Genomic DNA, 25,701 nt, shown 5'->3' with positions numbered 1-25,701 from the left:
AATGGAATGTCGCCCGATCGTCGTGGTGGGTGCCGGCCCAGCCGGAGCCATCGCCGCTGCACTGCTCAAACGTCAGGGCCACGACGTCCTGATCATCGAGCGCCAGCAATTCCCGCGGTTCTCCATTGGTGAAAGCCTGCTGTCACACTGCCTGGACTTCGTCGAGGAAGCCGGCATGCTCGACGCCGTAAAGGCCGCAGGATTCCAGCTCAAGAACGGCGCGGCATTCGCGTGCGGTGAGCATTACAGCGCATTCGATTTTGGTGAAACGTTCAGCAACGGCAAGCCGACAACCTTTCAGGTGCAGCGCGCCCATTTCGACAAACTGCTGGCAGATGAAGCGGCGCGACAGGGCGTGGAAATCCGTTACCAGCAAACCATCACGGCGGCTGACTTTGCAGGCGAGCAACCGGTGCTCGACGTACAGCGCGCCGATGGCACCGCCTACCGAGTGCAGGCAGGCTTCGTACTGGACGCCAGCGGTTACGGCCGCGTATTGCCCCGCTTGCTGGATCTGGAAGCGCCGTCGAACTTCCCGCTACGTCAGGCGGTGTTCACCCACGTCGAAGACCGCGTCGATGATCAGGGCTTTGATCGCGAGAAAATTCTGGTCACGGTTCACCCCACGATGCGCGATGTGTGGTTCTGGTCGATCCCGTTCAGCGATGGTCGCTGCTCGGTGGGCGTCGTCGCCTCCGCAGAGCGCTTTAAAGACAAGCCTGCCGATCTGGACGCCTGTCTGCGCGCGTTCATCGACGAAACACCGAGCCTGAGCCGCGTACTGCAAAACGCTGTCTGGGACACCCCCGCGCGCACCATCGGGGGCTACGCGGCCAACGTCAAAACCTTGCACGGCAAGGGCTTCGCGCTGCTGGGAAACGCAGCGGAGTTCCTCGACCCGGTGTTTTCGTCAGGCGTAACCATCGCCATGCGCTCGGCCAGCATGGCCGCTGGCGTGCTGCACCGTCAGCTGCAAGGCGAGGCCGTGGACTGGGAAAACGAGTTCGCTGTCCCCTTGAAGCGCGGCGTGGACACCTTCCGCGCGTATGTCGAGGGCTGGTACGAAGGTGGTTTCCAGGACGTCATTTTCTACCCCGATAGCACCGACGACATTCGCCGCATGATCTGTTCGATCCTGGCCGGTTATGCGTGGGATGAGCGCAATCCGTTCGTTGCCGAACCCAAGCGCCGCCTGCGTATGCTGGCCGAGATCTGTGCGAGGACCGACCGATGAGCGAACAGTTCTTCAGCGACAGTTACGTCGAAGAAACCCGGCTGGGGTTCCTGTTCCTGCGCAGCCACACCTGGCAGCATCACGTGCTGCGTGTCGCGACCAACGACCTGCGCAGCCTGTTCACCGAGCAGCCGCCACACCATCCCGTGATACTCGACGCCGGTTGCGGTCAGGGGAAGTCCTTTCAGTACCTGCACAAGGTGTTCAACCCGGCGCAGATTCTCGGTGTCGATGCCGACCCGCTCAGTCTGAAACTCAGCGCCGAAGAAGCCCAACGCCGTCGTTTGAACGTCGAGCTGATCGGCAGTGACTGCGCCGCCCTGACGCTTGCTGATGCCAGCGTCGATATGGTGTTCTGCCACCAGACCTTCCATCACCTGGTCGAACAGGAAAAGGCCCTCGCCGAGTTCTATCGCGTGCTCAAGCCGGGGGGTTATCTGCTGTTCGCCGAGTCCACCGAAGCCTACATCGACACCTGGGTAATTCGCTGGTTCTTCCGCCATCCGATGCACGTGCAGAAGAGCGCGGCGCAATATCTGGACATGCTGCGCACAGAAGGTTTTCAATTTGTCGCACAGAACGTTTCCTACCCCTATTTGTGGTGGAGCCGCGCCAGGGACTTTGGCGTGCTGGAACGTCTGAAACTGGTTAAACCCAAGCCCTTTGGTGAGCGTGAAGAGACATTGGTCAATGTCGTCGCACGCAAACCGCCACAGGCATCACTTGAAGGTGACACACCATGATTCGCGCCCTTTTGCTGGTTTGCGTGCTGTTGCTGAGCGCTTGCACCAGCCACGCCCCTCTGCCCGCGCAAATCCCGCACATCAAGTTCCCGCAGCAATTGCATGTGCAACGCGAGCAGGCCGGTCAACGTCAGGACTGGCTCTTGGTGGTTCAGAAAGAACGCCATGGCCTGCGCTGGTCGTTGATGGACCCGCTGGGTATTCCGGTGGCACGCCAGCAATTGCGCGAATACACCTGGAAGGCTGACGGGCTGTTACCGCCAAACCCCGAAGCGCGGGAGTTGTTCGCGGCCGTTTTGTTCGCCCTGACCTCGGAGCAAGAGGTCCGCTTCGACTACCCCGGCGTCCAGCTGCTGCCCCACGGGCGCATGATGGAAGATCGCTGGCGAGTCGATTACGCGTCGGAAGGCATCTTCCGGATCACCCTGGAAAGTGGCGAACTGAAATACGTCGTCAGCCCGCTCGAAGGCAAGGCTTCGAAATGAATGCCTACCTTAATGCACTGGGGCTGATCTGCTCGCTGGGCGACGACCGCGCAAGCGTTGCGCGCACGCTGTTCGCCGGCGACACCTCGTGCATGCAAGCCGAAAGCGGTTGGGTGCCGGAACGTTCGTTGCCGGTCGCCGCCGTGAGAAGCCCGCTGCCGGACATCCCGGTCGCGCTTGTTCAGCAAACCAGTCGCAACAACCAGCTGCTGTTGGCGGCCGCCCTGCAGATCGAGCCCGACATCAAGCAAGCCATCGCCCGCTACGGCCGTGACCGCATCGGCGTGATCCTCGGCACCAGCACCTCGGGTATCGACGAGGCCAGTCGGGGCATTGCCACGTACCTGCGCGACGATGCGTTTCCCGAAGACTATGACTACCGTCAGCAGGAGCTCAGCGCCCCCGCCAATTTCCTGAGCGCGTGGCTTGAATTGAGCGGTCCGGCGTATGTGATTTCCACCGCCTGCACCTCTAGCGCCCGCGCACTGCAGAGTGCTCGACGCCTGCTGGACATGAACCTGTGCGACGCCGTGCTGTGTGGCGGCGTGGACAGTTTGTGCCGGTTGACGCTGAACGGTTTTTCATCGCTGGAGGCGGTTTCCAGCGAGCGCTGCAACCCGTTTTCGGTCAACCGCAGCGGCATCAACATCGGCGAGGCGGCCGTGCTGTTTCTGATGACGCGAGAAGCCAGCCGCGACCACCGCATTGCCTTGCTGGGTGCCGGCGCCAGCTCCGACGCCCATCATATTTCCGCGCCAGAACCCCATGGACGCGGCGCACAACAGGCCATGCAAAAGGCGCTGAACAACGCGGGCGTGCACGCTGATGAGATCGATTATCTGAACCTGCACGGCACGGCGACCCAACACAACGACTCGATGGAAAGCCTGGCGGTCAGCGCAGTGTTCCCCAACGGCGTGCCGTGCTCGTCCACCAAACCCCTGAGCGGCCATACCCTCGGCGCGGCAGGCGCACTGGAAGCGGCGTTCTGCTGGCTGGCCCTGTCGCCTGCAAACCCCGACCGGCAGTTACCGCCTCATGTGTGGGACGCTCAGGCCGATACAAACCTGCCTGCCATGGCCTGGGTAAAACCGGGCGATACGCTGCAGTCCCATTCACCGCGTCGCCTGATGAGCAACTCGTTTGCCTTCGGTGGCAACAACGTCAGCCTGATCATCGGAGAAGGAGCGTGAACTCAATGACCCCATCTCCGTGGCCCCCCGCCGCCCTGCTGCCTCACGCGGGCGACATGATCCTCATCGACGACGTGCTGGGGTTCGACGAAGAACAGATCCGCACCCGCATCAACGTGCGGCCCGGCGGCCTGTTCAATCGCCCGGACGGCAGCCTTCCGGCCTGGGTCGCCATCGAACTGATGGCCCAGAGCGTCGCGGCCTACGCGGGCTGTCAGGCGCGCGTGAAGGGGGAACCGGTGGCGCTGGGTTTTCTCTTGGGCACGCGCAAATTCGAGTGCAACGTCGAGCATTTTCCGGCGGGCAGCGAACTGATCATCCACGCGCAACGCTCACTACAGGATGACAGCGGCATGGGTGTGTTCGAGTGCAATCTGAGCGGCCCTGGCATTCAGGCCACTGCCCGCCTCAACGTTTATCGTCCGCCACAATCGGCGGACTATCTGGCCGAAGGAGCCGTACATGACTGACTCAATCCTGGTCACCGGTTCCAGCCGTGGCATCGGCCGCGCCATCGCCTTGCGTCTGGCGCAGGCCGGTTACGATATCGTGCTGCACTGTCGCAGCGGTCGCACCGAAGCCGAAGCCGTTCAACACGACATTCAGGCACTGGGCCAACAGGCTCGCGTGTTGCAGTTCGACGTGGCCGATCGCGCTGCCTGCAAGTCCATCCTCGAGACTGACGTGGAAACACACGGCGCGTATTACGGCGTGGTGTGCAACGCAGGTCTGACCCGCGATGGCGCATTTCCAGCGCTGACCGATGAGGATTGGGACATGGTCATGCGCACCAACCTGGACGGTTTCTATAACGTTCTGCACCCGGTCATGATGCCGATGATTCGCCGCCGCGCCGCGGGCCGGATTGTCTGCATCACGTCGGTTTCCGGCCTGATCGGCAACCGTGGCCAGGTCAACTACAGCGCGTCCAAGGCCGGGGTGATCGGAGCGGCCAAGGCGCTGGCAATCGAGCTGGGCAAACGCAAGATCACCGTCAACTGCGTCGCGCCGGGTCTGATCGACACCGCGATGCTCGACGAAAACGTGCCGGTGGATGAACTGATGAAGATGATCCCTGCGCAACGCATGGGCACCCCGGAAGAAGTCGCCGGTGCCGTGAATTTTCTGATGTCGGCGGAAGCTTCGTACATCACCCGCCAGGTCCTGGCGGTCAACGGAGGCTTGTGCTGATGAAGCGCGTCGTCGTCACCGGCATGGCCGGTATCACTTCGCTGGGCAGCGACTGGGCCAGCATCGAAGCCCATTTCAGCCGCAACCGCAGCGGCATTCGGCGCATGGACGAATGGGACCGTTTCAGCGAACTGAACACGCGTCTGGCAGGCCCCATCGATGACTTTGCCGTTCCGTCGCACTGGACCCGCAAACAACTGCGCAGCATGGGCCGTGTCTCCCGTCTGGCGGTCGGCGCCTCGGAACAGGCGCTTCAGGACGCTGGATTGCTCGGCGACCCCATCATTCGTGACGGGCGCATGGGCGTGGCCTGCGGCTCGTCCACCGGCAGTACGGACGAGATCAAAGCGTTCGGCAACATGCTGCTGAACTCGGTGGCCGAAGGCCTCAACGCCAACTCGTACGTGCGCATGATGCCGCACACCACGGCGGCGAATATCAGCATCTTCTTCAACCTCACCGGACGCCTGATTCCAACGTCCAGCGCCTGCACCAGTGGCAGTCAGGGCGTGGGTTACGCTTACGAGGCCATCAAGTTCGGGCGCCTGCCATTGATGCTCGCCGGAGGCGCGGAAGAGCTGTGCCCGACTGAAGCGATGGTGTTCGACGCGCTGTACGCCACCAGCCTGAAAAACGACGCGCCGCACACCAGCCCGCGCCCTTATGACAGTGGCCGCGACGGCCTGGTGATCGGCGAAGGTGGCGGCATGCTGGTGCTCGAGGAGCTGGAACACGCGCTCGCCCGTGGCGCGAACATCCATGCAGAGATCGTCGGTTTCGGCAGCAACGCCGACGGCGTACACACCACGCGCCCCGAGCAACTGACCATGCGCCGGGCGATGGAACTGGCCCTGGAAGACGCGAATCTTTCACCGGACGCCATCGGCTACGTCAACGGACACGGCACCGCCACCGAGCAGGGCGACATTGCCGAAACGCTCGCCACCCACAGCCTGTTTGGTTCGCGCATGCCCATCAGCTCGCAGAAAAGTTTTCTCGGCCACACGCTGGGAGCCTGCGGCGCCCTCGAGTCCTGGTTCAGCATCGAGATGATGAACCGCGACCGCTACATCCACACCCTCAACCTGGACGACGTCGACAGCCGCTGCGGCGAGCTGGATTACCTGCGCGGCGAACCCCGGCGCATGAGTCACGAGTTCGTGATGAACAACAATTTCGCTTTTGGCGGGGTCAACACGTCGTTGATTTTCCGTCGCTGGCCGTGATCGCTTTACCCATCCTTTGGAGAAATGGAATGCCCTCCCTGCTTCGCGCGTCACTGATCGTGCTGACCCTGTTATCCGTCGCAGCTTGTACCAGTAAACCGCTGGTCACCCCTGACCGCACCCTTCCAACGACACTGCATGCCGATCATGAACAAATGAAACAGGCGATCCTGACCACACTGGTCAAACGCAAATGGAGCGTGCAGCGGGTCGGTCCGGACCTCGTTCAGGCAGAGATCACCGTGCGCGGGCAGTACCATGCAGAAATCGATATCCCGTACACCGCCGATCACTACCAGATCAAATACCGCGACAGCCGAGAGCTCAGCTACAAAGACGGCAAGATCCACAAGAACTACAACCGCTGGGTGCGACTGCTGGACAAGGGCATCCTGCGCGAGTTGCGCGACGATCAGGCTGAAACCACCGCGAAGAACATGGCAAACGGCGTAACGCCCCAAGGCATTACCCAAGCCGCGCAGTAATTGTTGTCCACCTCAAGGAGCGAAACCATGAAGCTGAAAATGTTGGCCGCCACGGCCGCAATCGTTTTGGGCACCCTGCCGGGCATTAGCCAGGCACGTGATACCGCGCTGTATTTGCCGTTCGACAAGGTCGTTGCGCAGATGCTTCAGGAGAAGAAGCTCGATGGCTCGGTGAAGTTCTACCTGGCGGGCGTACAGCCCAAGGGCAAGGTGACCGTGCTGTCGCCGAACGCTGCGACCAACAAGAAAACCAACGCCTTCAACAAGACCGATACCGAAGCGTGCGAGTGGGTACTGCAGTCGGCGATCCTGCAGTTGAATGAGGCTGCCAAAGGTGCGGGTGCCAACGCAGTGGTCAACATCGCCAGCTACTACAAAAAGATCGAGCGCAAGGACCCGGCCACTTACGAGTGCCATGCCGGAGCGTTGATGGCCGGCGTCGCGCTGAAGGGCGACCTGGCGAAGGTGCAGTGATTTCCCGATCCTGATTACCTTGTAGGAGCACGCTTGCCTGCGATTGAGTCCTCACATCCAACCTCGTGGATGTCTGACACAACGCAATCGCGGGCAAGCGTGCTCATACAGAAGGCAACTTCGTCACCCTGCCTTACGCGTCACCAACTCGACAAACGCCTTCGCCATCGGCGATTTCTGATCCTTGCGCTGCACCAGCCACACCGCCGACGTCGCTTCGGGATCGAGCAACGTTCGATACACCACACCATCGATCCGCATCCGTTGGTACGACGCGGGCAGCACTGTCACGCCCAATCCCGCCGCCACCAGGCCGATGATGGTCATGGCCTCGCCTGCCTCCTGAGTGAACATCGGGCTGAATCCCGCCTCCCGGGCCAGATCCAACAGTTGCGCATATAACCCGCTGCCATAGGTCCGGGGAAAGAACACGAAAGGCTCCGTCGCCAGTTCTTTGAGGTACATGCCCTGTTCGCTGCCCGCCGCCAGAGGGTGATCGGAACGGAAGACCGCCACCAGCGGTTCGCGCAACAGCTCCACCGCCACCAAAGAATCCGGTAACGGCAAGGGTCGCATGATGCCGACCTGCATCGACTCTTCCTCAAGCCGCTCGGCAACTTCTTTGCTGCTCATTTCCTGCAACGCCAAATGGACTGCAGGGTAACGTTGCCGAAAGGCAAAGATCGCCTGAGGGATGCTGGAGGTGAATGGGGCAGACGCGGTGAACCCGATCTTCAATTCCCCCAATTCCCCCAACTGCGCACGGCGCGCCACATCAGAGGCCTTTTCGACCTGCGCCAGTACCAGGCGCGCTTCGTCGAGGAACAGTCTGCCCGCCTCACTGAGTTCCACTCGTCGGTTGGTTCGCTCGAACAGGCGCGCGCCCAGCTCCTGCTCCAGCGCTTGAATCTGCTGGCTCAGCGGCGGTTGCGAGATGCCGAGCACCTCGGCGGCGCGTCCAAAATGCAGCTCTTCGGCAACGGCGATGAAGTAACGCAGGTGACGTAATTCCATGACAATCCTATTAGGTCGTCAAACCTATCAAACAGGTCGAACAATATATTGGAAAGAATCGTTAGCCAGCGATATTCTTTTTTACATCGCCGCCCGCTTCTCCCAGAGGTCCATCGTGAATACTGCTGCACCCCCCGCCGCGTCCGAGTCTGAAATGATCGAAGCCGCTATCCCGCTGGGCGATACCTACATCGAAAAAGACACGCCTGCGTTCATTCGCACCGTCCTCGCTCTGTTCTCCGGCGGCTTCGCCACGTTTGCCCTGCTCTATTGCGTGCAACCGATGATGCCGGTGCTGTCCCGGGAGTTTTCGATCAACGCGGCCCAGAGCAGCCTGATTTTGTCGGTGTCCACCGCCATGCTCGCCATCGGCCTGTTGATCACGGGGCCGATTTCTGACCGTCTGGGCCGTAAACCGGTGATGGTCTTCGCGCTGTTCTCAGCCGCCTTTTTCACCATCGCAAGTGCCCTGATGCCGACGTGGGAAGGCGTGCTGGTGACTCGCGCGCTGGTCGGGCTTTCGTTGAGCGGGCTGGCGGCGGTAGGCATGACTTACCTCAGTGAAGAGATTCATCCGCAGAACATTGGCTTGGCCATGGGGCTGTACATTGGCGGCAACGCCATTGGCGGCATGAGCGGGCGGCTGATCACAGGCGTGCTGAGCGACTTCGTCAGTTGGCACACCTCGCTGTTGATCATGGGATTGATCGCCCTCGGCGCTGCCGGTCTGTTCTGGAAGTTTCTACCGCCCTCGCGCAACTTCCGGCCCAATCCGCTGAACGCCCGTAACCTGCTGGAAGGCTTCGTCCTGCAGTTCCGCGATGCAGGGTTGCCGCTGCTGTTCCTCGAAGGCTTCCTGCTGATGGGCGCCTTCGTCACGCTGTTCAACTACATCGGCTATCGCCTGCTGGCCGATCCTTACAACCTGAGCCAGGCGGTGGTTGGCCTGTTCTCGGTCGTGTATCTGTCGGGGATCTACAGCTCGGCAAAAATCGGCGCACTGGCGGACAGGCTCGGACGCCGAAACGTGCTGTGGGCCGTGATCGTGCTCATGCTGGTGGGTCTGGCCCTGACCCTGTTCACCCCGCTGGCCGTCGTGGTCATTGGCGTGCTGATGTTCACCTTTGGCTTCTTCGGTGCTCACTCGGTCGCCAGCAGCTGGATCGGCCGCCGCGCGATCAAAGCCAAGGGGCAGGCGTCCTCGCTGTACCTGTTCAGCTACTACGCCGGCTCAAGCGTCGCGGGCACCGGCGGTGGCGTGTTCTGGCATTACGCCGGCTGGAACGGCATCGGCGTGTTCATCGGTTTGGTCTTGCTCGCGGCGTTGGGCGTGGCGCTGAAACTTGCCAAGGTGCAGCCCTTGGCGGTGAATGTGCAGGTCTAGGCACGTCCTCGTTACTCAATTAACGCCCCAGGCCACCCGAGCATGCAGCTGATTTTCCTGCCTGTCCAATGTGAGGCTTTGCATGTGTGCGCCCTCACGCTCGCCCTGAATCAGCCAGCTGAGTAGCGCGCCTGCTTCGCCACTGACGACCACGCGCAGGCTTGCCGAATCCCTGTTCAGCTCCAATAACTCAAGACCCGCGGCTGTTGCGCTGTCGCTTATCCGGCTGGCCCAGGGCTGACCCACGCTGGATCGGCGCGTGGGTTTGGCGCGCCGCATTTCCGACACTAACGACAGACGCTGCTGATAGCTGCGCTCAGCGCGTTCAAGGCGTTGTTTGGTTGGCTGCCAGACGCCGCTGATCAAACCGACCGATAGCAGAAACATTGCAAGCACGATGAGCATCAGTTGGTCGCGCCGCCCAAATTGCTGCCAGCGTCCCGTGAACGCCGCGAACCATTGCGATCGAGGTTTCATTTGGCTCCGCCCTGCAGGGTCAATAATGCTTTCACACCATCACGGCTCTTGCTGGCGCCTTCCAACCGGACCGGTAGCCCGCTCTCCACGCCGCGCTCCTGTAGCCGCTCCAACGCGTCGAAACTGCCGGCATTCAGCGATAACGTCCAACCCTCAGTCGCGCTGAATTCCGCTCGCTGCACCTGCACACCGCTGCCCCCCACAACCTGCTCCGCCACCTGCAAAAGCGCGCTCATCGGCCCCCGCTCTTCTGCGGCATTACCCTGCAACGCTTTGAGCTGCGCCGACAGATCGACGACGCGGGTCTGGTCTGGATAAAGACTGTGAAAACGCTGTAGGCTTTGCTCATACAGTTGCCCGGCCAATGACTCAAGATGCTGAGCACGCGCAAGACTGAAGCCCCACGACAGCAGAAAGCCCCCCATCATCGCCAGCAGCAATCGGCCCCAGAGCCAACCCTGACGCGAGGGACGAAACTCACCCTGCATCAGATTGATCGAATCTCGGTTGCTGGCGCTGAGCAATGCGCTTAACCCCGGACAATCGTCAGAGCGCTCATCCCTCCAACGGATATCAATGGGCAGGCGATGACGCATGACGTCGAGCGCCTGCTCCGACAACGCGAGTCGACCCTCGATTGATCCGCCCAACATCCACCGACCGCTCCACCAGACCCCATAGGGCCGATCCGTGGGCAGCCTGTCGGCATCGACCCAAACGTCAATCACCTGAATGCCAGCGCGCTGAAACGCATCCAGAATGCCGAGCAGCGTCGGCTTGCTGATGATCAACAGTGGAAACCGACGCTCCCGATCCGGCTTTCCAATGGCAAGGTGCAGTTGGTCCAGGTCCTCGCTGAGCTGTTCCTCCACGGCATAGGCGAGCACCTGAGCGCGGGGCGTGCGCCGTCCAGGCCAGGGTTCGCTTCGCAGCCAGCTGCAGAGTTCCATGGGCAGGATCAACTGAACGCCAACCCCTGAAAGCGCGTTTCCGGCTTCGGACAAAGGACAGGAACGCTCAGAGCCTTCATCGCTCCAGTACCTTACAGGGCAAATCCCGTCGAGGTCATTGAAGCCTTCAGGGGTGAGGTAAAGCCAGGTACTCATGGTTGAAAATGCTCGGCAGACGCTACTAAACGACGTCGAATGACGCGCGTTCGATTCGTGTTGCGCACCCGCTCAACATCGCTGATCAACCGCAACTGGGTGTCGGCGATGCGCACATGCACTGAAACGCGAAACCATCGGCTACTCACACTCAGACCATGAGTCGACACCCCCAGCCCTAGCACTCCAGGGGCGCGGGTGAATGACTCGATATCAGCATAACCTCGCGGCGCGCGCTGGCTGACCAGCCCTCTGGCAGCGGAAAGCGTCATACCTTCCAGGCTGGCCATAACGGGCGCCGATACAGTATTGACGTTAAGCATCGCGTCGCGCGGCAGCACAACAACCCACGGCAGCAGTCGTTGCAGATCGTCTTTTTTCAGCTGAGGCATTCGCTGAAGCTGCGCCGCATCGGTGAGCGTGAAGTCGTTCAGCCGCCGCAGATCGAAAGCTGGGATATCCAGCGCGCTCAATAGACGAACCCAGCGCTGCAGCGTGACGTCGTCTACACCACCGGTCCCGACCAGTCGCGTCAGATTGAAGCGTCCTGCCAGGTCCTCGATCTCCAATCGGACATCCAGATCCGGTAGTTGAAAAGCCTGTGCCTTGAGTGCCCAGTCCTGCCCGAGGTGAATGGTCGTAGCCTCTCTGATATCGGATGCAAGCAAGAGCTGCGATGCGTAGCTTTCTGCTGTCAGCGCGGCCTGACGTAATTGCTGCTGATGAAGCTGCTGGGCGGTTCCTTGCACCGTCATCCTGTGGCTGCGCATCAAACCTGCAACCACAAACAATGCCAGGCTGGTGACCAGCAGGACACTGATGAGTGCGACTCCGCGCTGGCAAGAATGGGTCATGCCCCCTCCGCCAGCGCAATGACACGACGGATTTGCCCGAATGCACCGCAGGACAGGGTCATTTCCAGCGCGCGCGGTCGGCCTGATTCCCGCGCACTGCCCTCATCACTACGCCAGCCATGCCTGTCGTCATACAGACGCCAGTCAAGGCCGCGAACATCGTCCAATAACCGCTGCTTTTGGACTAAGGGCAGATCCGGACTGCGGCTGTAACGCCAGAGACGCCCCTGCTCAATCACGTAACTGACTTCCTGTCGCTCGCCGCGCGCATGCCCCAACGGATTGCGCCAGTTACCGCGGCTCAGATTCAACACACCTTGGCGTATCAACACCGCCTGACCTGCAGAGGCCGGAACAACCTGCAATACATCGCGTTCGATCACCGCGACCGCGCGACGCAATGCACGCAGGCTTTGCTCCTCTTGGCGCAGTTGATCCTGCACCCGGAAAACACTCTCGAACAGGTGCCAGCTGGCGAGCCCGATCAGAGAAAAAATCGCCAGGCTGACAATCAGCTCCAACAGGGTGAAACCACGCTGTCGGATCATGGCAGCGCAGCCTCAGACATTGGAGCGATCCAGCCCACCGTTCGATAAACGACTGGGCTATTGGCGCCGTGGCTCACCTCGATCTCGATACTGAGCCAACGGTCGTCGCGACCACGCTTGACGTGCTGCTCCAGCGCCCAGGATTCGCCCGCAAAGCTTCGCGTAATGCGTTGTTGGCCCGGGCTTGGCAACCGCAAACGAAGCTCGGTCAAATGATTGTCGGCCAGCCAGCTGGCAAACAGGCGCTCGCGCAATCCGGCATGCTGACTCAGTACAAACTGACAAGCCGAAAGCACGGCAGCGGATAGCAGAGCGAACACTGCCAACGCGACCATCACCTCCAGCAACGTGAACCCGCGCTCAGTGCCCATCGATCACCGGATCGTTCACACCGTCACTGGATACAGCTAGCAAGGGGCCGTCTGCAGTTTCAAAGTAGAGCGCAAACGCGCTTGTTTCATCGCTGCTTAGAATCAACAACTGTGGCTCATCGGCACGATGAGACAGCTGCAAAGCCTGCCCTTCCAACTCCAGACGAAACGACATGCCCTCCCCCACTGGATGAGCGCTGCGTTGAAACCATTGGCCCTCTTTCCACTCCATCAGTCGGTAGCCGTCATCATCGAAACGCACGCCATACTCCGCTCCGTCAGACACGGCCTTGACGCGCAGTTGCGTAATCATCGTCACCAGCTCATGGGCATACTGGCGCGCTTTCTGAGCAGGGCCTGCGCGCAATCCGACGGTCGCCAGCCCCAGCAGCACACCGATCAGCACCATGACCGTCAAGATTTCCAACAGGGTGAAACCACGACAACGTCCAGGCATTACTCGGCAGTCCTGTCACCGATGTCGGCGGCAAAGTCGTCACCACCCGCCACGCCATCTGCGCCGTAGGAGTACAAATCAAACGCTGCGCCAGCCGCGCCCGGACTCAGATACTGGTAAGGCGTGCCCCATGGATCGGAAGGAAGGCTCTTCAGATACCCCCGAGGATTCCAGTGCTTCGCGGCAGGCGTACCCGAAGGGCGTATAACCAGAGCCTCAAGTCCCTGTTGGGTTGACGGGTAGCTGAAATTATCCAGCCGGTACATCTCCAGTGCCGTGCTCAATGCCTGAATATCCGTGTGCGCCGCAGTGACCTTGGCCTGGTCCGGGCGACTCATGAATTGCGGAATCACCAGCGCGCCCAAGACCCCGATGATCACGACCACGACCATGATTTCGATGAGGGTAAATCCGTATTGCCGACGTTGTTGCGGGATTGCCATAAGCTCAATTCACCAGTTGGTTGAGGTTTAGGATCGGCATCAGAATGGCCATGACGATCAGGAGTACCACGCCGCCCATCAGTACCAGCATCGCCGGTTCGAACAGGCTGACCATTAGCGCAATGCTGGCGGCCAGAGTCTTTTCCTGCTGTTGCGCGGCACGTTCAAGCATGCGGTCGAGCTCACCCGCACGCTCGCCGCTCGCGATCATGTGCAGCATCAAGGGGGGAATGTCTCCGCCGTGCTCAAGGCTACGGGTCAAGGTCTGTCCTTCGCGTACACGGCGCGCGACATCCTGCATTCGTTTGCGAATCGACTGATTGCCGATGACTGCCGCCGAAATGTGCAACGCATCAACCAGCGGCACGGCACTTTTGCCAAGAATGGCCAGGGTGCTCGCGAAACGCGCCGCATCCGTGGCTCGAAGGACCTTTCCCAGAACCGGGATGCACAACAATCCATCATGAAAGCGCCCGCGCAGAGCAGGGCGCCGTAGAGCCCAATAACCCACGCCCATCAATGCCATGAGAATGACCAAAAGCAGCAGACCGTAGCGACGCAGCCCGGAACTCAGCGCAATCAGCCCCTCAGTCAACGCAGGCAGGGGCTGACCGCTGTCGATGAACACCTTGACCACATCCGGCACCACAAACCCCAACAGAAAGCTGACGATGGTCAGCGACGCGCAAAACAGGATCATCGGATAGACGAGGGCAAGCTGAATTTTCTGCCTCGACTGCTGCCGCCCTTCGGTGTACTCCGCCAGTTGCTCAAGAACGACCCCCAGGTGGCCGGAGCGCTCACCTGCAGCAATGGTTGCGCAGAACAGTGCCGGAAAGGCGCGAGGGAATGCGGACAGCGCCGACGCCAGATCGTGACCTTCACTGATTCGGGTCGCGACCGCCGTTACCAAATGGCTGACTCGAGGCTTTTCACTTTGTGCTGCGACGACCTGTAATGCCTCTTCCAGTGGCAGCCCCGCCTGAATCAGAGTCGACAGCTGCAGGGTTAGCGGGGTCAACTCGCCCGATCTTAACCAGCGTCCTCTCTGCCCTCCCGCCCAACCGATGGACAGACTGATCGACGGTTTGACGTCGATCGGTAACAGCCCTCGCTCGCGAAGCCGCTGACGAGCATGACGCGCGCTTTGAGCCTGTTCCTGACCACGATGGCGGCGACCGGAGGCATCCTGAGCCTGATAATCGAACCATGCCATGTCCTAGTTCTCCTGGCTCACACGCAGCAATTCGTCGAGGCTGGTCCGCCCCTCCATAACCAGTCGACGACCGTCGTGAAACAGACTGCGGGAACAGGTTCGGGCTTCCTGGGTCAGTTCAGGCTCACTTGCCGCGTTGTGAATCAGCTCTGCCAGCCGAGGCGTGACCGTAATCAACTCGTAGATGCCGATGCGTCCACGGTAACCCCGCTGGCAATGCTCACACCCCGTCGCCCTGAACAGCTCATGGCGTTTGCCGACGTCCAGACCCAGCCGCTCGACCGCCTTTTCGTCAGCAATCCAGGGCGTCTTGCAGTGCTCACACAACATTCGTACCAGACGTTGCGCCAACACCCCCAACAGTGAAGACGCGAGCAGATAGGCATCCACGCCCATATCCAGCAAACGGGTAACCGCGCCCACGGCGCTATTGGTGTGCAAGGTTGATAGCACCAGATGCCCGGTCAACGACGCCTGCACCGCAATATCCGAGGTTTCGCGATCACGGATCTCGCCAACCATCACAACGTCCGGATCCTGTCGCAGGATGGCCCGCAGGCCACGGGCAAACGTCATCTGGACCTTGGGATTGACCGGCGTCTGGCCGATGCCCGGCAGGTGGTATTCGATAGGGTCCTCGACCGTCAAAATGTTCCGCGTCTGATCATTGAGGTAGGTCAGCGCGGCATACAGACTGGTGGTCTTGCCGGAACCGGTTGGCCCGGTGACCAGAAAAATTCCGTGGGGCCTGCCCAGCAAATGTTCAAACTGCTCCAGCGTATCGTCAGGCATGCCCAGTTGCCGCAGGTCCAGTGCGCCCTTTCGCTTGTCCAGCAAGCGCAGCACCACCCGTTCTCCGTGGGCAGAGGGCAACGTGGAAACGCGCACGTCGACTTCATGCCCAGCCAGGCGCAACGCCATCCGACCATCCTGAGGGACGCGCTTTTCAGCGATATCCAGTCGCGACATCACCTTGATCCGAGAAACCAGCAGATTCGCCAGTTCCCGACGGGGTTTGAGCACTTCGCGCAACTGGCCGTCGACGCGAATGCGAACGGAAACACTGTGTTCGAACGTTTCAAGGTGCACATCCGAGGCTTTTTCACGCACAGCCTGGCTGAGCAACGCATTGATCAGCCGAATAATCGGAGCATCCCCCTCCTGCTCCAGCAGGTCGGCGGTTTGCGGCAATTGCTCGGCGACTTCCAGCAAATCGAGCTCGTCATCCAGCCCTTGCGCAACGTCCTCAGCCGCGCGCTGCCCATCGCTGTAGGCACTCGCCAGCTGCGCAGCGAAGTGCGGTTCATCGAGCATTTGCCAGGCAATATCACTGCCGCCGAACCGCCGCTGAACCTCCGAGAGTGCGGTAAACGGTGTGTCGGCACGCAACAACACCTTGGGACCGCTTTCGAGTTGTTCACACATCACGCCAAAACGCCGGGCGAAACCGAAGGGCAGCAACTGGCTCATGGCTTGCGCCCACGGCTCTGATGCAGATCGGTTTCGGCTGCCTCCGTTTCCCTGTCGAACAGCTGTCGGGCTTCGCCAGGCAGCAGCAACGAATTGCCGTTTCCCGGCCCGCTGAGGTTTCGCAACGACCGGTAGCGATCTGCCGTCACCTCAGCCAGCTCGTCTTTGCCACGCACAATGGTCGGGCGCAAAAAGATCATCAGATTGGTCTTTTCGCGAGTGTCGCTGCTCCAGCGAAACAAGGCGCCCAGCCAGGGAATGTTCTTGAGCAGCGGCACGCCGCTCTGGCGAGTTCGAATGCTGTCCTTGATCAGCCCCCCAATCACGATGATCTGGCCGTCGTCCGCGAGAATCGTGCTTTTGAGCGCTCGCTTGTTGGTGATCAGATCGTTCAGTCCCTCTACCGAGCTGGCGATCTCGGAGTTTTCCTGTTCGACTTCCAGACGCAGTGTCTCCCCGTCATTGATGTGCGGACGGATCTTCAGCTTGATGCCGATATCCTGACGGGTGACCGTGGTGTAAGGGTTTTCCGAGCCGCTGCCGGGGGTCTGATACGAACCGCTCTTGAACGGTACATTCTGCCCCACGAGGATTTCCGCCTCCTGGTTGTCGAGCGTCAAAAGGCTCGGGGTAGAAAGCACATTGTTACGCGTGTCGCTAGCCAAAGCGTTGATCAGCACACCGAAGCGATCATTGCCTACGCGCAGTACCGCACCGTCGGGCAATTTGACGTCGCCCGCCGCCATTGCGGGAAAACTGATACCGGCTCCGGGAAAGTTGATAGCACCCAGGACACCGCCCGTCTGAGCCCCCCATTGCACGCCAAGCGCATTGGCAATGTCGCCGGAAACCTCAACGATGGCGGCGTGAATCAACACTTGGGAGCGCGGCTGGTCTAGCTGCTGTACCACGTGCTCCAGCGTTCGCAACTGCGCCGGCTCAGCAATAAGGACCAAGGCATTCTGGCTATCGTCGGACTTGACCATCGCCTTCTGTGCCGACGCGGCTCCTTTCTCGGCATTCTCGCCAAGCCCTGCCCCCATGGCATCGAGTACCTCCGCCAGTTGACGGGCATCACTGTGACGCAGTCGAATGACGCGAGAGTGCTCTGCGCGGGTCGAAGCCGGCGTGTCCAGATCCCTTGCCAGCGCGGCAAGGCGCCGGCGTGTCAATGGATTACCAACCAGCACCAGACGATTATTGCGAGTGTCGGCAATCACAAGTCCTCCGGCGTCGATGCCCTGCTTGCCCAGAGACTGTTCAAGCACCTTGGCCAGTTGCTCGGCCAGCCCGTGTCGTAAGGGAACGACCGAATGACCGCTCTTCTGTCCGGAATCCAGTTGAGCGACGATGCCGCCGATCCGATGCACATTGTTCGCCGTATCAGTGAGCACCAGCGCGTTGCTCGATGCTGACGGCCCTATATAGCCGTTCGCCGAGACCAGGGGGCGCAGCAGAGCGGAAAGATCGGCCGCGGTGCTGTTGCTCAACGCGATGACTTCAGTGACGAACTGGCCGCTGCGGGCAGTGCGGCTGTCGGTCTGGCCGGCCCGCGTCTTCGCCTCTGCCACCGGCGCGATCAGGATACGTTCGCCCTCATCGATCACCGTGAAGTTATGGGAGTCGAGTACCGAATAGAAAAGCCGGCGCACGCCCTCGCGATCCAGAGACTGATCCGACATAACCGTGATCCGCCCTTGAACGCGAGGGTCAAGAACAACGGTTGCGCCCAGGATCGAGGACATTTCACGGACCACGTCCCGCACGTCGGCGTCGTTCATTGCCAACTGCCATTGAGGCTCGTCGTCTGCAGCTCCCGTAGCGCTGTAGAAAGTCAGAACCAGCAAAACGATGCAGACAGCCTGTTTGCACCCACCCACCACGGCAACCACGTTCATGTTCAATCCTGAAGCTTGGCGGCATTGGGCCGCAGATGAGAGTGCACCACAGGCGTGACAGCAGTCGCAGTGCGCAGTACCGGCTGAGCCGACATCACCAGCGGCAGAACCTCCTCACGACCGTTACGCCATAAGAAAACCCGTCCGGCGTCGATGCGTAGCACCACGCTGCCGCTTGGCAGGCGCTCCCCTTCCCTATAACTCCTTTGGCTACCGCCCACCGTCAGCAGCGCTCTGGACTGCTTGCCCGAAGAAACCACGGTGCCACGCAATACCGCCGGTTCCTGACTGTGCGGGGCTGCCCCCTGAGTCTTGAAACCAAGCACCGTGAGCAACGCGCTGTTGTCTGGCGTGGGTAATGCCTCGAGGGGACGAGCGACAGGAGGGAATGCCGTGACGGCGTGCAGCCTCTGGCGATAGCTCCGCTCGGCCCAAAGCAAATGGGCGCCATAGCCCAGCACTGCGGCCATAACGAGGACGGCGAATCCGTGATGCCTGCTGATCAATGCCACATTCGCTTAATGATCGAATGGCCTGAAAGCTGATGTTTGATGACCGCCGCTACGTGCAACGTGATCAAAGCCGCGAGCGCGACACAACTCCAGGTATGGATCTGAGTGAACCATTCGCGCAGCCAGACGTGTGTCAAAACAGGGCCGAATTGAGCAAAGCCGAACACGTCGGCACCGTGTTGCATCATCAAGACGCCGCTGATCAATACCACCGTGGTCAAGGTATAAATGGCGCGATGCGTGAGACGGGCAGCCACCTGCTGAAGTGTCCATGAAGCATTAATACTTGCCGCAGAACGCGAAGCGGCCACATAAAGACGCAACATGAAAAACGGAATGAACACGGTTGTCAGCGACACATTGAAACTTGCCATACCGTCTTTTATTTCAGCGGGAAGTTCTAAAAAACTCAACAAGCTCCCCGTCACCAACGCCCACAAAATAACAACTGCAGAGAGCCAGTGAAGACCTATCTGCACGCGCGAATAAGATCCAGGCAAGTGCATATCAAATCCAGTCGTTAAGAGCTTTGAGCAGCGCAATGGAGCCGCTCAAAGCTTGAAGGTTACTTACTTGAGTATCCAGGCGTCTTGCCAGTCAGAACCGGTACCCGGCGTGTAATGATGAACATTCTGCGTGCACCAGCCAGCGGCCGGGAACGGTTTACACTCGTAAACGTTGCCGTCAGCAGGCTGAAGCACCGTTGTTCCGGCCACGTAGGTTTCAATGCCTTCCGGATAGACCGCATCGTAGTCCTGACCGCCGCCCTCGCCTTTGAGCTCCAGAACTTCCAGCGCCTGGCGCGTCGTACGACCGTCCGGCGTCACGCCGATCAATTTCAATTGATGGCTGCCCGGATTGCTCAGGAGAGCAATGTCCAGAGTTGCGTTGCCCGCCTGGACGAGGGATGTGTTCGATCCCACAGCCTTGTTGGCTGAATCGAATACCGTGGCCTGGATATTCATCGTGCGGTTGCTGGTCACGGTCACCGGCAGTGTCGCCCGCCCCTTTACCAGTTCAAGGTTTTTGTCGAAAGACTGAATGCTCAATTCGGCTTGAGCATCTTCCACCAATTCCATTTGCAGTTCGTAGCGATTGACCCCGCTTTCCTGCTTGGCATACAGATTGTTAGTGCCCCTGACGGGTTGAATCGTGCCATCTTCGCCACGTACGCCGGCACGCACGAGCGTATTGGCGGCGTTAAGTTGCTCAGCGAGCATGAACGACCAGTTTTCCGGTTTGCCTTCCTCAGCAGTGGCGATAATCAATTGAGCGCTGAATTCCGAACTTTCTCCATCATTGGTCAGCGCTCTCGCAGTCACCTTGTCGCCGGTCAGCAGCCCATTGCGCGGCGTGATGTTACCCACAGGCCTCCAGCCATCCGGCGCCTCGGCTTCGGCAACGATGTTCACATCCACCACATCATGGAAAGCACCCGGCGTATCATCGACGGTCCAGATCCCTAGCAGGACATGGTGCCCTTCGCGGTCGCCTGGAATCTGGCAGGCATGCTTCTCCCGTGCAGGTCCTTCGCTGCCCTGCGGCTGGTCGGTCGGCAACTTTCCGCCGGCGTCGACCACGCAGAACGGGGTGAGATCAAAGGACTCCCGGGTCAACGGCGCGTTGGGATTCCACCCGCTGCGGGTAATGAAATATTGATACTTCGTCGCGGGATGCGTTGCCTTGTAGTGCCAGTCGAAGTTAATGGTCCTGTCTTTGATTTCGGTTTTGTGCCAGCGGTTGGCGGACTGGATATCGAGCGCAGAAAATTGAGACAGCGCCCCACTGGCGATCTTGCCATCCGGAACACCGGCTTCCGGGAACCCCTTTGCGGTCTCCCCCACACTTTGTGGTTCGTATTGAGCGGCGCCGCACTCTGTATTCAAACCCTTCTGACAAGCAAATGCCCGAGAAGGTGGATCATTAAGGTAGCCATGGGCGGCTGCAAATTGCGGAGACAGTAGCACCGCAAGTAGGGCGAGGGAGGATACCCGTGGTGATACGGCGGTCAGTGTCGACATCATTTTCTCATCCCGTGTAATTTTTAAACTATTCGTCCATGTAACGACAGCCTCGCTGATACTCCGCAGATCGACCAAAAAACGTAGTTCGCGACGAATCAAAACACCGCTTGAGCTTAGTTATACTCATTCGAATTGAAATTAGCGTCTTCGGTAAACCAACTAGCGAGATCAAAAATTCTACGGACTCTAAAATATTTAGATGTAGGAAACCGCCTCAGGCGCATGAAGAAACCTCTCTTATTTGTTACAGATGGAAGTCATTCAAACCTCAGCGTTATCTTCGTAATCGCATGAGCAAAAAAAACGCCCGGCATCGACCGGGCGTTTTCGTATAGGCGTATCCGCGCTTACTGGTGGTACTTCGCTGACATCTCGTGCACCGCTTCGATGAAAGCCCCCGCATTGGCCGGGTCGACTTCCGGCGTGATGCCATGGCCAAGGTTGAAGACGTGGCCGGTGCCGCTGCCGTAGCTGGCAAGGATGTTCGACACTTCCTGGCGGATGGCCTGCGGATTTGCGTAAAGGACGGTCGGGTCCATGTTGCCTTGCAGCGCCACCTTGCTGCCGACACGACGGCGGGCTTCGCCGATGTCGCAGGTCCAGTCCAGGCCCAGCGCGTCGGCACCTGCGTCGGCGATGCTCTCCAGCCACAGGCCGCCGCCTTTGGTGAACAGGATGACCGGCACTTTACGACCGTCATGTTCGCGAATCAGGCCGCTGACAATCTTGCGCATGTAGGCCAGAGAAAACTCCTGATACGCAGCAGCAGAGAGGCTACCGCCCCAGCTGTCGAAGATCTGCACGGCTTGCGCGCCCGCCAGGATCTGACCATTGAGGTACGCGGTCACCGACTGCGCCAGCTTGTCCAGCAGCAGGTGCATGGCTTGAGGGTTGTCGTAGAGCATCGCTTTGGATTTGCGGAAGTCCTTGGACGAACCACCTTCGACCATGTACGTCGCCAGGGTCCATGGGCTGCCGGAGAAGCCGATCAGCGGCACGCGCCCGTTAAGCTCGCGACGAATCGTGCTGACGGCGTCCATCACATAGCCCAGGTCTTTCTGGGCATCCGGGATTGGCAACGCTTCGATGTCGGCCAGGGTGCTGACGGTTTTCTTGAAACGCGGGCCTTCGCCGGTTTCGAAATACAGGCCCAGGCCCATGGCGTCAGGCACGGTGAGGATGTCGGAGAACAGGATCGCCGCATCCAGCGGATAGCGTTCCAGCGGCTGCAACGTGACTTCGCAAGCGAACGCCGGATTCATGCACAGGCTCATGAAATCGCCGGCCTTGGCGCGGCTGGCGCGGTATTCCGGCAGATAACGACCCGCCTGACGCATCATCCAAACCGGCGTGACGTCAACGGGTTGCTTGAGCAGGGCGCGAAGGAAACGGTCGTTCTTGAGGGCAGTCATGGCGGCATCCGCAAAAAAAGTGCGGGCATTTTCTCAGACACAGACGTAAAAGGCACGGTAAGTACCGCGCCTTTTGTCTATGGGGGCGATTTGTCGCATCAACCCGCAGCGGCTTCAGGCGCCGGCTGAGCTGGCGAACTGTCCTTCAGCGCCTGTTCGAACGCATAGGCAAAGGACAGCAGAGACGCCTCACTCCAGGCGGTGCCGAAGAAGTACAGCCCCGTAGGATCGCCATCTTCGTCAAAACCTGATGGCACGGTAATTCCTGGGTAGCCCGCGCGCGCGCCGTAGGATTTGAGCACGCCACTCGACAGGTCCAGCAGCGCGTCCAGCGAGTGGTTGCGCAACGCATTGTCGATGGCCATCCGATTATTGTTTTTGAGCGCACTGGTCATTCTGAAATAACTGGTCTGTGAAAAGCTTTGCTGTTGAGCCTGTTCCAGGTTGCCCTGACCGTAATTCTCCTCGCCCGGATTGCTGGCGTTGAACGCGATGATGTCCGACAGCGTGCTGACCGGCAGGCCGGATCGGGTCTGAAGGTAGACCGCCAGTTCGCGCTTGAAATCCAGTTGCAGCAGCGGCCAGGTAAAGGCGCCCTCGGCCGGATTGGCCAGCAGGACGGGCACCAGCGTGGCGCCCGCTGCCTTGAGGATCTTGCCGACCCGGATGAACTCGGGATCGGTCAGCATCGGAACACCCCCGAAACCGTAAAGGGGGTAACCCAGACGCGCACCTCTGAGTGAATCCCGATCCAGCAAGGCGTGATAGTCGACAGGCCCGTTCGGTACCTGATACGTGGCGGTGTCCCGAGCGTCCGTACCGCTCATCGCCGAGAGCAGGAGCGCGGCATCGGTGACCGTGCGCGCCATCGGTCCGGGTGTGTCCTGACGGCTGGAGATAGGAATGACGCCCGCCCGGCTCAAAAGGCCCACGGTCGGTCGAATCCCCACGACGCCATTTCTGAAGGCAGGGCAGATGATCGAACCGTTGGTTTCCGTGCCCACAGAAACAGGCACGAAACCCGCTGCTACAGCCGCAGCCGAGCCCGAGCTTGAGCCGCAGGTAGTGGCGTCGGGGTTATGGGGATTGCGCGTCTGCCCGCCGCGACCACTCCAGCCATGGGGAATGGTTCGGCCGCGAAAGTTAGACCATTCGCTCAAATTCGATTTGCCGAGAATGATCGCGCCGGACGCCCGTAAACGTTGCACCACGAATGCATCCTTTGATGCAGGCTGGCCAACCATTGCCAGTGAACCCGCAGACGTTTGCATCTTGTCCGCCGTGTCGAAGACATCTTTAACCAATACCGGCACGCCGTGAAGAGGTCCGAGGTCACGGCCTTCGGCGCGCTCCTTGTCCATGTGCGCGGCGATCGTCAGCGCATCGGGATTAACTTCAATGACAGCGTTGAGTCGCGGGCCTTTTTTGTTCAACGCCTCTATGCGTGCCAACAGTTGCCGGACCAGCGCCACAGACGTCAACTCGCCTGAAGCCAAGCGCTGTTGCAATTGAACCGTTGATGCGAAATCGCTGGGGTCGGGGGCAATCAGCGATGCGAAGACCGGCCCGTCCAGCTCCGGCTCCTCATCGGCATGAACACAATTCAGGCCACCCATCACCAGGGCGAGCAGCAGTGCAGTGGTTTTCATCCATCAAATCCCTTTCGTTGAAAACGCTCGTTAGTGAGCGAAAACCAGGGAGTTTAGAAAGATGCAAGGCGCCGAATAGCGGCGCGTTCAGCAACGGATGTCAGATGCGTAAGTACCCGCTGTGCGATTCGTGAAAGCCGGCGTTTCCCCTGCAATGCTGCCACCCGCCTACCTACAAGTCCTGCCTGCCTGCGGGCAATCCCTGCTCCAGTGCATAAGCAAAGCTCAACAACCTCGCCTCGTCCCAAGCGGTGGACAGCCAATACAGGCCCAGCGGCATTCCTTTTTCGTTGGCCCCTACAGGCAAGGTTAAGCCTGGATATCCCGCGAGGGCACCTGAACCGTTGAAGGACCTGTCAGACCAATCGATGAGCGCATCCAACCCGTACTTTCCCATTAGCCCATCGATCAATTCGCGGTGAGTACGCTGAAGTTGTGTTGCCGCCTCGAAGTACAACTGCTGCTCGATATCCATCGACGATGAATTGATCAGGTTGTTCTGGTCATAGTTCTCAGCCCCGGGGTGCCGGGTATTGAACGCGACAATGTCATTCATAGAGCGCACATCCAGCCCGGGACGGGTTTGCAGGTAAGTGTTGAGTTCAGCGGCAAAATCCGTCTGAAGCAACTCCCACTCTGTGTATCTATTACTGGCAGGGACATCAATCGGGACCAGTATCGCGCCGATCCGGCGCAAGTGCTTTTTGATCGTTTCAAATGCAGGATCATCGTCCATGAATTGACCTTCCACCGTCTTCACCGGATACCCCAGACGCTTACCTTGCAGGGCATCCGCTCTCAGGTAGGAAAAATAGTCCACAGGATTATTGGGCACACCATAGGTAGCCTTGTCTCGCGCATCCTTGCCGCTCATGGCGGTCAGCATAAGGGCAGCATCAGTGACGGTCCGCGCCATCGGGCCGGGCGTGTCCTGGCGGCTGGAAATAGGGATCACACCTGCTCGGCTGAGCAAGCCGGTGGTGGGCCGCACGCCCACGACACCGTTCTTGCTGGCCGGGCAGATGATCGAGCCATGGGTTTCCGTCCCGATTGAAACTGGAGCAAATCCTGCGGCAACGCCGACCGCTGACCCCGAACTGGAACCGCAAACCTCGCTGGCCAGATCATGAGGATTACGGGTCTGTCCGCCACGGCCGCTCCAACCGTTGGGAATATTGTCGCCCCGGAAAGCGGACCACTCGCTGAGGTTGGCTTTGCCCAGAATGATCGCGCCGGCCTCTCGAAGCTTGTTCACCACGAACGCATCGTGCTGCGGTGCCGGGCCCACTAGCGCCGGTGAGCCCGCCGTCGTTTGCATCTTGTCTGCGGTATCGAAGTTGTCCTTAACCAATACCGGAATGCCGTGCAACGGACCGCGCTTCACGTTCGCAGCGCGTTCTTGATCCAACTGCTCGGCGATGCCAAGGGCATCAGGATTGATTTCAATCACTGCATTGAGCTGCGGGCCCTTGTTGTTGAGGGCATCGATGCGCCGAAGCAGATGTGTCACCAGCTCTACAGAGGTCAGGCTGCCTGAGCTCATCAATGCCTGGAGCGCCACGCTGGACTGAAAATCGACAGGCTGGCTTTCTATGACCGAGCCAAATACCGGGCCATCGAAGATGGCGGCAATCTGATCATCCGCGAATGCCCAGGGGGCACTGAAAAGGGAAAGGAACATCCCTGTTTTGAATACGTTCATTATCTACCGTCCTTGGTCGAAAGCGCTCGAATGTGAGCGACGTTTGCGAGCTTAGGCTAGGTAGACGAAACGGCATGTCAGAGGAATAAGCGTACTGCGCAGGAATTAGCTGAAGGCTTGCACGGGGCGCGCC

The 25,701-nt window shown here is 59.9% G+C and carries 27 protein-coding genes; 10 read left to right on the top strand and 17 right to left on the bottom strand.

The features are described 5' to 3' along the window. The first annotated feature begins 1 nt into the window (after position 1). The 9 genes from BLS87_RS07410 to BLS87_RS07370 are packed head-to-tail and all read left to right on the top strand — an operon-like array spanning position 2 to position 7,031. Positions 2 to 1,234, top strand: a complete 1,233-nt coding sequence (locus BLS87_RS07410; RefSeq protein WP_425262210.1) for an NAD(P)/FAD-dependent oxidoreductase — start codon at positions 2 to 4, stop codon at positions 1,232 to 1,234. After that, positions 1,231 to 1,977 carry a class I SAM-dependent methyltransferase gene (locus tag BLS87_RS07405; RefSeq protein WP_074751620.1) on the top strand — a complete coding sequence of 249 codons (747 nt, stop codon included), beginning with the start codon at positions 1,231 to 1,233 and terminating at the stop codon, positions 1,975 to 1,977. Before BLS87_RS07410 ends, BLS87_RS07405 begins: the two co-directional genes overlap by 4 nt. Beyond that, positions 1,974 to 2,462 carry a DUF3261 domain-containing protein gene (locus tag BLS87_RS07400; protein WP_074751618.1) on the top strand — a complete coding sequence of 163 codons (489 nt, stop codon included), beginning with the start codon at positions 1,974 to 1,976 and terminating at the stop codon, positions 2,460 to 2,462. Before BLS87_RS07405 ends, BLS87_RS07400 begins: the two co-directional genes overlap by 4 nt. Next, positions 2,459 to 3,655 carry a beta-ketoacyl-[acyl-carrier-protein] synthase family protein gene (locus tag BLS87_RS07395; RefSeq protein WP_074751616.1) on the top strand — a complete coding sequence of 399 codons (1,197 nt, stop codon included), beginning with the start codon at positions 2,459 to 2,461 and terminating at the stop codon, positions 3,653 to 3,655. The genes BLS87_RS07400 and BLS87_RS07395 overlap by 4 nt, the downstream gene beginning before the upstream one ends. Before the next feature lie 5 nt (positions 3,656 to 3,660). After that, positions 3,661 to 4,125: a hotdog family protein gene (locus tag BLS87_RS07390; RefSeq protein ID WP_074751614.1), complete on the top strand. Its 465-nt coding sequence runs from the start codon at positions 3,661 to 3,663 to the stop codon at positions 4,123 to 4,125. Continuing rightward, positions 4,118 to 4,846 (top strand): 3-oxoacyl-ACP reductase FabG, encoded by a 729-nt coding sequence (gene fabG, locus BLS87_RS07385; protein ID WP_074751612.1) that lies wholly within the window; start codon positions 4,118 to 4,120, stop codon positions 4,844 to 4,846. The genes BLS87_RS07390 and fabG overlap by 8 nt, the downstream gene beginning before the upstream one ends. Beyond that, a complete protein-coding gene (locus BLS87_RS07380; RefSeq protein WP_074751610.1) occupies positions 4,846 to 6,072 on the top strand; it encodes a beta-ketoacyl-ACP synthase in 1,227 nt (408 codons plus the stop codon). The genes fabG and BLS87_RS07380 overlap by 1 nt, the downstream gene beginning before the upstream one ends. Positions 6,073 to 6,101: 29 nt before the next feature. Continuing rightward, positions 6,102 to 6,557, top strand: a complete 456-nt coding sequence (locus BLS87_RS07375) for a hypothetical protein (RefSeq protein ID WP_074751608.1) — start codon at positions 6,102 to 6,104, stop codon at positions 6,555 to 6,557. A 27-nt stretch (positions 6,558 to 6,584) separates the two neighbouring features. Beyond that, positions 6,585 to 7,031: an excinuclease gene (locus tag BLS87_RS07370; RefSeq protein ID WP_074751606.1), complete on the top strand. Its 447-nt coding sequence runs from the start codon at positions 6,585 to 6,587 to the stop codon at positions 7,029 to 7,031. Between the two features lie 123 nt (positions 7,032 to 7,154). On the opposite strand, the gene BLS87_RS07365 is transcribed toward BLS87_RS07370, so the two are convergent. After that, the gene (locus BLS87_RS07365) at positions 7,155 to 8,045 is read right to left on the bottom strand and encodes a LysR family transcriptional regulator (protein WP_074751605.1); all 891 of its coding nucleotides are present in this window, start codon (positions 8,043 to 8,045) and stop codon (positions 7,155 to 7,157) included. Positions 8,046 to 8,160: 115 nt separating this feature from the next. Here BLS87_RS07365 and BLS87_RS07360 point away from each other — a divergent pair, with 115 nt between their 5' ends. Next, on the top strand, positions 8,161 to 9,429 hold the full coding sequence (locus BLS87_RS07360) for an MFS transporter (protein ID WP_074751603.1): 1,269 nt from the start codon (positions 8,161 to 8,163) through the stop codon (positions 9,427 to 9,429). 15 nt (positions 9,430 to 9,444) lie between these two features. Here BLS87_RS07360 and gspM read toward each other — a convergent pair whose 3' ends face one another. The 16 genes from gspM to BLS87_RS07280 form a co-directional block, all read right to left on the bottom strand. Then, entirely contained in the window at positions 9,445 to 9,906 is a 462-nt protein-coding gene (gene gspM / locus BLS87_RS07355; RefSeq protein WP_074751601.1) for a type II secretion system protein GspM, read from the bottom strand. Continuing rightward, positions 9,903 to 11,012: a type II secretion system protein GspL gene (gene gspL / locus BLS87_RS07350; RefSeq protein ID WP_074751599.1), complete on the bottom strand. Its 1,110-nt coding sequence runs from the start codon at positions 11,010 to 11,012 to the stop codon at positions 9,903 to 9,905. The genes gspM and gspL overlap by 4 nt, the downstream gene beginning before the upstream one ends. Then, entirely contained in the window at positions 11,009 to 11,866 is an 858-nt protein-coding gene (locus tag BLS87_RS07345) for a type II secretion system minor pseudopilin (RefSeq protein WP_074751597.1), read from the bottom strand. The genes gspL and BLS87_RS07345 overlap by 4 nt, the downstream gene beginning before the upstream one ends. Then, a complete protein-coding gene (gene gspJ / locus BLS87_RS07340; protein ID WP_074751595.1) occupies positions 11,863 to 12,414 on the bottom strand; it encodes a type II secretion system minor pseudopilin GspJ in 552 nt (183 codons plus the stop codon). Before gspJ ends, BLS87_RS07345 begins: the two co-directional genes overlap by 4 nt. Next, on the bottom strand, positions 12,411 to 12,785 hold the full coding sequence (gene gspI / locus BLS87_RS07335; RefSeq protein WP_074751593.1) for a type II secretion system minor pseudopilin GspI: 375 nt from the start codon (positions 12,783 to 12,785) through the stop codon (positions 12,411 to 12,413). Before gspI ends, gspJ begins: the two co-directional genes overlap by 4 nt. Beyond that, positions 12,775 to 13,242: a type II secretion system minor pseudopilin GspH gene (gene gspH / locus BLS87_RS07330; RefSeq protein WP_074751591.1), complete on the bottom strand. Its 468-nt coding sequence runs from the start codon at positions 13,240 to 13,242 to the stop codon at positions 12,775 to 12,777. Before gspH ends, gspI begins: the two co-directional genes overlap by 11 nt. Then, positions 13,242 to 13,685: a type II secretion system major pseudopilin GspG gene (gene gspG, locus BLS87_RS07325; protein WP_074751589.1), complete on the bottom strand. Its 444-nt coding sequence runs from the start codon at positions 13,683 to 13,685 to the stop codon at positions 13,242 to 13,244. Before gspG ends, gspH begins: the two co-directional genes overlap by 1 nt. A gap of 4 nt (positions 13,686 to 13,689) precedes the next feature. Continuing rightward, entirely contained in the window at positions 13,690 to 14,901 is a 1,212-nt protein-coding gene (gene gspF / locus BLS87_RS07320; protein ID WP_074751587.1) for a type II secretion system inner membrane protein GspF, read from the bottom strand. 3 nt (positions 14,902 to 14,904) lie between these two features. After that, complete coding sequence (gene gspE, locus BLS87_RS07315; RefSeq protein ID WP_074751585.1) at positions 14,905 to 16,371, bottom strand: type II secretion system ATPase GspE; 1,467 nt, start codon at positions 16,369 to 16,371, stop codon at positions 14,905 to 14,907. Further along, complete coding sequence (gene gspD, locus BLS87_RS07310; RefSeq protein WP_074751583.1) at positions 16,368 to 18,269, bottom strand: type II secretion system secretin GspD; 1,902 nt, start codon at positions 18,267 to 18,269, stop codon at positions 16,368 to 16,370. Before gspD ends, gspE begins: the two co-directional genes overlap by 4 nt. A gap of 2 nt (positions 18,270 to 18,271) precedes the next feature. Further along, complete coding sequence (locus tag BLS87_RS07305) at positions 18,272 to 18,739, bottom strand: type II secretion system protein N (protein WP_074751581.1); 468 nt, start codon at positions 18,737 to 18,739, stop codon at positions 18,272 to 18,274. Positions 18,740 to 18,771: 32 nt separating this feature from the next. Beyond that, positions 18,772 to 19,287 (bottom strand): cytochrome b, encoded by a 516-nt coding sequence (locus BLS87_RS07300; RefSeq protein WP_074751579.1) that lies wholly within the window; start codon positions 19,285 to 19,287, stop codon positions 18,772 to 18,774. A gap of 63 nt (positions 19,288 to 19,350) precedes the next feature. Next, positions 19,351 to 20,805, bottom strand: coding sequence for an N-acetylglucosamine-binding protein GbpA (gene gbpA, locus BLS87_RS07295; RefSeq protein WP_074751577.1), 1,455 nt, complete (start codon positions 20,803 to 20,805; stop codon positions 19,351 to 19,353). A gap of 347 nt (positions 20,806 to 21,152) precedes the next feature. After that, positions 21,153 to 22,217: a uroporphyrinogen decarboxylase gene (gene hemE / locus BLS87_RS07290; protein ID WP_074751575.1), complete on the bottom strand. Its 1,065-nt coding sequence runs from the start codon at positions 22,215 to 22,217 to the stop codon at positions 21,153 to 21,155. Between the two features lie 98 nt (positions 22,218 to 22,315). Then, the gene (locus BLS87_RS07285; protein ID WP_074751572.1) at positions 22,316 to 23,866 is read right to left on the bottom strand and encodes an amidase family protein; all 1,551 of its coding nucleotides are present in this window, start codon (positions 23,864 to 23,866) and stop codon (positions 22,316 to 22,318) included. A gap of 172 nt (positions 23,867 to 24,038) precedes the next feature. Then, positions 24,039 to 25,568: an amidase family protein gene (locus BLS87_RS07280; protein ID WP_074751570.1), complete on the bottom strand. Its 1,530-nt coding sequence runs from the start codon at positions 25,566 to 25,568 to the stop codon at positions 24,039 to 24,041. Positions 25,569 to 25,701 lie beyond the last annotated feature (133 nt).

It is taken from the genome of Pseudomonas abietaniphila, assembly GCF_900100795.1.
Classification (GTDB): Bacteria; Pseudomonadota; Gammaproteobacteria; order Pseudomonadales; family Pseudomonadaceae; genus Aquipseudomonas; species Aquipseudomonas abietaniphila.
This window is presented reverse-complemented; position numbering and strand designations above follow the sequence as displayed.

Coding starts and splice junctions, on each gene's coding strand:
- BLS87_RS07410 (WP_425262210.1), top strand. CDS start 2: ATGGAATGTCGCCCGATCGTCGTGGTGGGTGCCGGCCCAGCCGGAGCC.
- BLS87_RS07405 (WP_074751620.1), top strand. CDS start 1,231: ATGAGCGAACAGTTCTTCAGCGACAGTTACGTCGAAGAAACCCGGCTG.
- BLS87_RS07400 (WP_074751618.1), top strand. CDS start 1,974: ATGATTCGCGCCCTTTTGCTGGTTTGCGTGCTGTTGCTGAGCGCTTGC.
- BLS87_RS07395 (WP_074751616.1), top strand. CDS start 2,459: ATGAATGCCTACCTTAATGCACTGGGGCTGATCTGCTCGCTGGGCGAC.
- BLS87_RS07390 (WP_074751614.1), top strand. CDS start 3,661: ATGACCCCATCTCCGTGGCCCCCCGCCGCCCTGCTGCCTCACGCGGGC.
- fabG (WP_074751612.1), top strand. CDS start 4,118: ATGACTGACTCAATCCTGGTCACCGGTTCCAGCCGTGGCATCGGCCGC.
- BLS87_RS07380 (WP_074751610.1), top strand. CDS start 4,846: ATGAAGCGCGTCGTCGTCACCGGCATGGCCGGTATCACTTCGCTGGGC.
- BLS87_RS07375 (WP_074751608.1), top strand. CDS start 6,102: ATGCCCTCCCTGCTTCGCGCGTCACTGATCGTGCTGACCCTGTTATCC.
- BLS87_RS07370 (WP_074751606.1), top strand. CDS start 6,585: ATGAAGCTGAAAATGTTGGCCGCCACGGCCGCAATCGTTTTGGGCACC.
- BLS87_RS07365 (WP_074751605.1), bottom strand. CDS start 8,045: ATGGAATTACGTCACCTGCGTTACTTCATCGCCGTTGCCGAAGAGCTG.
- gspM (WP_074751601.1), bottom strand. CDS start 9,906: ATGAAACCTCGATCGCAATGGTTCGCGGCGTTCACGGGACGCTGGCAG.
- gspL (WP_074751599.1), bottom strand. CDS start 11,012: ATGAGTACCTGGCTTTACCTCACCCCTGAAGGCTTCAATGACCTCGAC.
- BLS87_RS07345 (WP_074751597.1), bottom strand. CDS start 11,866: ATGACCCATTCTTGCCAGCGCGGAGTCGCACTCATCAGTGTCCTGCTG.
- gspJ (WP_074751595.1), bottom strand. CDS start 12,414: ATGATCCGACAGCGTGGTTTCACCCTGTTGGAGCTGATTGTCAGCCTG.
- gspI (WP_074751593.1), bottom strand. CDS start 12,785: ATGGGCACTGAGCGCGGGTTCACGTTGCTGGAGGTGATGGTCGCGTTG.
- gspH (WP_074751591.1), bottom strand. CDS start 13,242: ATGCCTGGACGTTGTCGTGGTTTCACCCTGTTGGAAATCTTGACGGTC.
- gspG (WP_074751589.1), bottom strand. CDS start 13,685: ATGGCAATCCCGCAACAACGTCGGCAATACGGATTTACCCTCATCGAA.
- gspF (WP_074751587.1), bottom strand. CDS start 14,901: ATGGCATGGTTCGATTATCAGGCTCAGGATGCCTCCGGTCGCCGCCAT.
- gspE (WP_074751585.1), bottom strand. CDS start 16,371: ATGAGCCAGTTGCTGCCCTTCGGTTTCGCCCGGCGTTTTGGCGTGATG.
- gspD (WP_074751583.1), bottom strand. CDS start 18,269: ATGAACGTGGTTGCCGTGGTGGGTGGGTGCAAACAGGCTGTCTGCATC.
- BLS87_RS07305 (WP_074751581.1), bottom strand. CDS start 18,739: ATGGCCGCAGTGCTGGGCTATGGCGCCCATTTGCTTTGGGCCGAGCGG.
- BLS87_RS07300 (WP_074751579.1), bottom strand. CDS start 19,287: ATGCACTTGCCTGGATCTTATTCGCGCGTGCAGATAGGTCTTCACTGG.
- gbpA (WP_074751577.1), bottom strand. CDS start 20,805: ATGATGTCGACACTGACCGCCGTATCACCACGGGTATCCTCCCTCGCC.
- hemE (WP_074751575.1), bottom strand. CDS start 22,217: ATGACTGCCCTCAAGAACGACCGTTTCCTTCGCGCCCTGCTCAAGCAA.
- BLS87_RS07285 (WP_074751572.1), bottom strand. CDS start 23,866: ATGAAAACCACTGCACTGCTGCTCGCCCTGGTGATGGGTGGCCTGAAT.
- BLS87_RS07280 (WP_074751570.1), bottom strand. CDS start 25,568: ATGAACGTATTCAAAACAGGGATGTTCCTTTCCCTTTTCAGTGCCCCC.